At 59.4% G+C, this 5,786-nt stretch carries 8 protein-coding genes; 2 read left to right on the top strand and 6 right to left on the bottom strand.

What is annotated here, in order from left to right; translation table 11 throughout:
* Positions 1–34: 34 nt before the first annotated feature.
* The 6 genes from Q0C48_RS11725 to Q0C48_RS11700 all read right to left on the bottom strand — a co-directional run bounded on the left by Q0C48_RS11725 (position 35) and on the right by Q0C48_RS11700 (position 4,537).
* Positions 35–367, bottom strand: coding sequence for a hypothetical protein (locus Q0C48_RS11725; RefSeq protein WP_291524555.1), 333 nt, complete (start codon positions 365–367; stop codon positions 35–37).
* Positions 364–1,239 carry a transporter associated domain-containing protein gene (locus Q0C48_RS11720; protein WP_291524553.1) on the bottom strand — a complete coding sequence of 292 codons (876 nt, stop codon included), beginning with the start codon at positions 1,237–1,239 and terminating at the stop codon, positions 364–366. The genes Q0C48_RS11725 and Q0C48_RS11720 overlap by 4 nt, the downstream gene beginning before the upstream one ends.
* On the bottom strand, positions 1,232–1,729 hold the full coding sequence (gene ybeY, locus Q0C48_RS11715; RefSeq protein WP_291524551.1) for an rRNA maturation RNase YbeY: 498 nt from the start codon (positions 1,727–1,729) through the stop codon (positions 1,232–1,234). Before ybeY ends, Q0C48_RS11720 begins: the two co-directional genes overlap by 8 nt.
* Positions 1,726–2,709, bottom strand: a complete 984-nt coding sequence (locus Q0C48_RS11710) for a PhoH family protein (RefSeq protein WP_291524560.1) — start codon at positions 2,707–2,709, stop codon at positions 1,726–1,728. The genes ybeY and Q0C48_RS11710 overlap by 4 nt, the downstream gene beginning before the upstream one ends.
* A gap of 4 nt (positions 2,710–2,713) precedes the next feature.
* Entirely contained in the window at positions 2,714–4,060 is a 1,347-nt protein-coding gene (gene miaB / locus Q0C48_RS11705; protein ID WP_291524549.1) for a tRNA (N6-isopentenyl adenosine(37)-C2)-methylthiotransferase MiaB, read from the bottom strand.
* An 84-nt stretch (positions 4,061–4,144) separates the two neighbouring features.
* Positions 4,145–4,537 carry a DUF3568 family protein gene (locus tag Q0C48_RS11700; protein WP_291524547.1) on the bottom strand — a complete coding sequence of 131 codons (393 nt, stop codon included), beginning with the start codon at positions 4,535–4,537 and terminating at the stop codon, positions 4,145–4,147.
* 159 nt (positions 4,538–4,696) lie between these two features.
* On the opposite strand from Q0C48_RS11700, the gene Q0C48_RS11695 reads away from it, so the two are divergent.
* A complete protein-coding gene (locus Q0C48_RS11695; protein ID WP_291524545.1) occupies positions 4,697–5,281 on the top strand; it encodes an rRNA adenine N-6-methyltransferase family protein in 585 nt (194 codons plus the stop codon).
* A 34-nt stretch (positions 5,282–5,315) separates the two neighbouring features.
* On the top strand, positions 5,316–5,786 hold a 471-nt coding region (locus Q0C48_RS11690), incomplete at its 3' end, for a chorismate lyase (protein ID WP_291524557.1).

The raw sequence follows: 5,786 nt of genomic DNA, 5'->3' as shown, positions 1-5,786 counted from the left end.
TTGCTGGAACAGGTCTGAAGCGCGGAACCGCGCGTCAGATGTGCATGAAGCCGCCGAGCAATGCGCCCATCAGGGCAGCGACGGCGGCGCCCGCCAATACCCAGTCCATATTGGCAAAATTATGCAGGGTAATGGCAATCCAGCTCGTTCCCGCCGCAAAAGCCGCAAAACCGAAAACGGCGCCCAGAGCGGCCGCATGGCGCGGGCGCTCCTCTGTGGTCGCCAGCCAAAACAGGCCAAAAAGCAGGACGATGGCCAGCGGCCACAACGCAAAGGGCGCAAAGGCCAAAGGCCAGGCCGCACCCAAAATTAATGCGGCCAGAAGCCGCACGGGAAAGGACGTATTTTTCAGCGCATCACCCTTCATGCGCTACCCTGGGACGCCGTTTCCGGCAGGGACGCACTGCGCGGCGGCGTCACCCGCAAAATCTGCACCCGTTTACGATCCGCCCGCAATACTTCCAGCCGCAAATCCCCCTCCTCCACGACTTCACCCATACGCGGCACATGCCCCAAGCGCGTCGCCACCCATCCACCCAGCGTGTCGGCATGGCCATCCGCCAGGTGTGCCACAAAATGCGTGTTAAATTCTTCCAGGGGAATCAGGGCATTCACTAGAAAATCGCCATCCTCGCGCGGCGCGATCATCATATCCTCATCAATATCGTATTCATCCTCGATTGCCCCGACGATGATTTCCAGCACGTCCTCGATGGTGATCAGGCCGGCGACACCGCCATACTCATCTACTACCACGGCCATGTGATGTCGACCCGTGCGGAACTCGTAGAGCAAGTGATCCAGGTGCTTACTCTCGGGAATGAAGGTCGCAGGGCGGAGCAATTCCGCCAGCCGCGGCGTCGGAATGTCACCCCGACAGCCTCGCAACAGATCTTTGGCCAGGAGAATGCCGCGCACATCATCGCGGTCATCCCCCACCACCGGAAAGCGCGAGTGCCCCACCTCGGACACCCGGGCAATAATCTCCGGTAAAGGCATATCCAATTCAATCACTTCCATCTGTGGCCGAGGAATCATCACATCCCGCACCGTAAGCTCGCCCATGCGGAAGATCCCATCCACCATCCGCGCCGCTTCGGCGTCGATGACCTGCCGCTCGCCCGCCTCACGGACCAGTTCCAGCAGGGTATCCTGATCTTCCACATTGCCGCGCAAGGACTGGGTAAAACGTTCCCACCAGCCCCGCGGTCGTTCCTGGCTACTTCGATCTTCACTCATGCATTTGATTCAGGTAAGGGTCGGCCACACCCATTTCAGCCAGTAATCGGGTTTCCAGCGCCTCCATCTCCTGCGCCTCGGCAGCCACTTCATGGTCGTGACCGAGGAGGTGGAGGGTACTGTGAATGAGCAGATGACGATAATGATCACGCAGGCGCTTGCCCTGCTCGGCGGCTTCGCGCATGACCACCGCCGGGGCGATAACAATATCGCCCAGCAGATCACGGCGGAACATCGCCGGCAGCATATCCTGCGGAAAGGACAGACAGTTGGTCGGCTTTGCCTTACCCCGATACCCTGCATTCAGTACCGCTATTTCCGCATCGTCTACAAATGTCAGGGACAACTCGCGTATCCGGTCATCGGCGGATGCCCGTGCCGAAGGGATGGAGAGCGCTTGCAGAATCGACCGGCGCGCCTCGGCGCGAGACGGCAGCGGCAAGGCCGCGACGGCATCATCCACGGCCATGCGCAGATAAAGGCGGCTCATGCCTTTTCTCCGAAGCGGTCATAGGCTTCCACAATCCGTGCCACCAGTGGATGACGCACCACATCGGCGCTTTCAAAAAACACCATATCGATACCCGGCATATTCCCCAGCACATCCATGGCCTGCACCAACCCGGAAAGCTGTCCGCGAGGCAGATCCACCTGGGTCACATCGCCGGTTACCACGACTTTGGCACCGAAACCCATCCGGGTCAGGAACATTTTCATTTGTTCCAGGGTGGTATTCTGCGCCTCATCGAGGATAATGAAGGCGTCGTTGAGGGTGCGTCCGCGCATGTAGGCGAGGGGCGCCACTTCAATCACCTGCCGTTCCATCAGCTTAGCCACTTTCTCATAACCCAGCATTTCATGAAGTGCATCGTAAAGCGGGCGGAGGTAAGGGTCGACCTTTTCACTCAGGGACCCCGGCAGAAAGCCCAGACGCTCGCCTGCTTCTACGGCAGGACGAACCAGCACCAGACGCCGCACTTGATTACTATCCATCTGCTCCACCGCCGCTGCAACGGCCAGATAGGTCTTGCCCGTACCAGCCGGGCCGATACCGAAGGTGAGATCATTATGGCGGATAGACTCCAGATAATGGCGCTGCCGTTGCCCGCGACCACGAATCATCCCTTTGAGGGTCTGTACGCCGGCAGACTCCACCGTCGTAGCGCCAGCCTCCGCCTCCAGTTGCACATTCTGGATGCTGTGATGTACCCAATGACTGGACAGGGATCGGCCCTGGCGTACTTGAGCATACAACTTGGAGAGCACTTCCTGCGCTGCCTGCGCAGAAGCGGCTGTCCCGGTGATATGAAAGCGTGTGCCGCGGGGCAGGATAACCACTCCCAAGCGCGACTCAATCTGTTTGATATGGCTGTCCAGCTCGCCGGACAGTTCGGAGAGCATCGCCGCACTGGCATGTTCAGCGACAAAATCGCTGTGACTGACACTCTGCGTCTTACCGGGAGGCTCCATGGGATTATATGGCAAGGCGCTGGCTCGCCGGCGCCACATGCCCGCGCAGACTATTGGGCAGCGCTGCCGTAATTTCGACATCCAGCATCTGTCCAACCCAATCCATGGATCCCGCCATATTGACTGAGCGATTGCAGGCGGTCTTGCCCGTCAGTTGCTGCGGATCACGGCGCGACGGTCCAGTCATCAGTACCGCCTGCCGCGTACCCACCAAGGCTTGCGCGTAGCCCTGCGCCAGCCCGTTGATGCGCCCCTGTAATATCGCCAGACGCTCATCCTTGAGGGCCTCTGGCACACTGTCTTCCAGCTTCAGTGCCGGCGTATTGGGGCGCTGGCTGTATTTGAAGGAAAACGACTGATCGAAGCGCACTGCATCGATCAATTCCATGGTCGCAGCAAAATCCGCATCGGTTTCACCCGGAAACCCCACGATGAAATCCGAAGAAATCTGGATACCCGGACGGGCGGCACGCAGGCGATCAATCTTATCCAGATACTGCTCAACCGTATGCTTGCGATGCATACGCCGCAAAATACGGTCAGAACCACTTTGTACCGGCAAGTGCAGGTGGGGTGCCAGCATTTCAATATTGCCATGCGCGGCAATCAATTCGTCATCAAGGTTACTGGGATGGGACGTGGTATAACGCAGGCGCAGTAAACCGGGAATTCGTGCCAGACGTTCCAGCAGATCGGCCAGGCCGCCCTCGCCCACCAGCCCCGTCGCGCCCCGATAGGCATTGACGTTCTGCCCCAGCAGGGTGATCTCACGCACGCCCTGCTCTGCCAACGCACGCACCTCACGCAGGATATCGGGCATGGTGCGGCTATATTCCCGTCCCCGGGTATGGGGTACCACGCAGAAGGTACAGAATTTATCGCAGCCTTCCTGAATGGTAACAAAAGCGGTGGCTCCGTCGCGGCCCGGTCGCTGCGGCAAATAATCAAACTTTTCCAGCATCGGGAAGGCGACGTCCACCTGCGGACGGCGCTCGGCCAAACAGGCATCCAGCAAATCCGGCAGACGGTGCAGCGTCTGCGGTCCGAACACCAGATCCACGTAAGGAGCGCGCCGCCTTAACCGCTCTCCTTCCTGACTGGCTACACAGCCCCCTACACCGATCACCACCTCAGGGCGCAGTTCCTTGAAAGGGCGCCAAAAGCCGAGCTGAGTAAAGACCTTGTCTTCGGCCTTTTCACGGATGGAGCAGGTGTTGAGCAGGAGCACATCGGCGAGCGCCGGATCGTCCACCAGATGCAATCCATGACTAACCGCAAGCACATCACCCATGCGCTCGGAGTCATACGCATTCATCTGACAGCCGTAAGTCTTGATATACAGGTTCTGCAATGCATTCCCAGAAAAAGTGAGGACTTATGAACGATGATAGGGCCACCCCGAAGGATTGACAAGGGGCGGCCGCCGATTACGGAATCACCCCAGACCCAGCGCTGATTTCAGCAAGAAGTGAAAGTGCTGATCATCCTGAACACTGCCCAGCAGACCAAAACGAGTGGCCACCGCAGTGACCTGCGGACCCTTCGGCGTGATCGTTACATCCACCAGCATGTGCCCGTTACGTGCATGAATAACGCTGCCTTGGGAGGATGTGCCCGCACTTTCGGTATTGAGGATGACACAATGCATCTGCCCCAGCACCTGCGTAGTTGCCGCGAGGGTGGGCTGAAATGCCCTCGGGTAGTAGTGGGTGCTCTGGCCCGTATAGACGGCAGCCAGCGGCCCGCCCCCGTCCGCCGTGCTACAGGCGGTGAGCAAGGTCGGGGACATCATCATCATCATCATGATCAGAAGCAATCGCTTATTCATATCCATCCTCATTAAACCCGGAAGATTCAGTCTCCCATGCCGCCAGTATAACCCAAAAGTAGTCCGGCATGACGCCATCTGCAGCGCCGTGCTACAATACGCGCCATTCATTCGGCGACGCGATGACCAGCGTTTTGCCTCCACCGGTGGAGAAAGCCCATGTCCCGATCTTCTGGGCCGATGTCCCAGGCTTGGCACTTTACCCGCGAATTTTTACGCGATCCTCATGCTATTGGGGCTGTGCTGCCCAGTTCCCCCTTCCTCGCCCGCCGTATGGCCGCCATGGTGCCCCACAGCCCCGGTCTGGTGGTCGAATTGGGGCCGGGCATGGGGCCGGTAACCAAGGCCTTACTGGAAAGCGGCATTCCACCGCAGGATTTGGTTCTTGTCGAACAGGCGCCGGCCATGGTCCGCCACCTGCGTCAGCATTATCCCGAGGTGGAAGTTATTGAAGGGGACGCAGCGCACATTCAACACTTGGTAGCGCATCGCGGCCCGATCCGCGCCGTGGTGTCCAGTCTGCCGCTGCGCAGCATTCCCAAAGCGATCGTCGAGCGCATCTTTCAGCAACTTCCGGGGATCAGTCATCACGGTACGGTCTTCATCCAGTTTACCTACCACTTCCGCAGTTCCTGCCAGGGCTTGCCATCGGAGTTTCGTCGCGGACGCGTCGCCGTGGTCTGGCGCAATGTGCCACCGGCACGGGTAGACGCCTTCATTTATCACGCACCCCAGCAGCGCTGATTTGGTCGCGTTGACAAAAGAAGAGGCGAGAATGATGAGGCATGACCGAAAGACGCAGAGTGCCACGTCAGACAATGGGCCCCTGCCCTGTTCCAAAATGATCACCAAAAATCCGCCTCCCCTGCGCCATGCTTCTCGGACGCTATGGCCTTGGCTAACCTTGCCTGCCTCCCTCACCGCAGCGCTGCAACGGGCTTACGGAAAGCCGCATGCGGTGCGGGCGCTGTTGCTGGGGAGCGGACGTGCGAATCCAAAGCCGACTGAGCGCCGCGTATTGCGCCTACACCGCGGAGAGCAGGTTTTTTGGCGCGAGGTCCTCTTGCATGGTGGCGACCCAATGCGTCCGGCGCTCTGGGCGCGCACGACCATTCCTTTGTGCGGACTGCGTCACGGCTTGTTACCGCTTACCCGCCATGGCACGCGCCCCATCGGCAACACCCTATTCCGTCACCGCCGTTTGCGGCGCTCCCCGATTCAAGCCGAGAGCCGACCACGATTCGGCCGC

The sequence above is a fragment of the Acidithiobacillus sp. genome, from assembly GCF_023255755.1.
GTDB lineage: Bacteria > Pseudomonadota > Gammaproteobacteria > Acidithiobacillales > Acidithiobacillaceae > Acidithiobacillus.
Note: the sequence above shows the minus strand (reverse complement) of the source record. Positions and strands in the feature narration are given on the sequence as shown.

Bases quoted from the DNA above. Each gene is read 5' to 3' on its own strand.
- Q0C48_RS11725 (WP_291524555.1), bottom strand. From the start codon at position 367: ATGAAGGGTGATGCGCTGAAAAATACGTCCTTTCCCGTGCGGCTTCTG.
- Q0C48_RS11720 (WP_291524553.1), bottom strand. From the start codon at position 1,239: ATGAGTGAAGATCGAAGTAGCCAGGAACGACCGCGGGGCTGGTGGGAA.
- ybeY (WP_291524551.1), bottom strand. From the start codon at position 1,729: ATGAGCCGCCTTTATCTGCGCATGGCCGTGGATGATGCCGTCGCGGCC.
- Q0C48_RS11710 (WP_291524560.1), bottom strand. From the start codon at position 2,709: ATGGAGCCTCCCGGTAAGACGCAGAGTGTCAGTCACAGCGATTTTGTC.
- Q0C48_RS11700 (WP_291524547.1), bottom strand. From the start codon at position 4,537: ATGAATAAGCGATTGCTTCTGATCATGATGATGATGATGATGTCCCCG.
- Q0C48_RS11695 (WP_291524545.1), top strand. From the start codon at position 4,697: ATGTCCCGATCTTCTGGGCCGATGTCCCAGGCTTGGCACTTTACCCGC.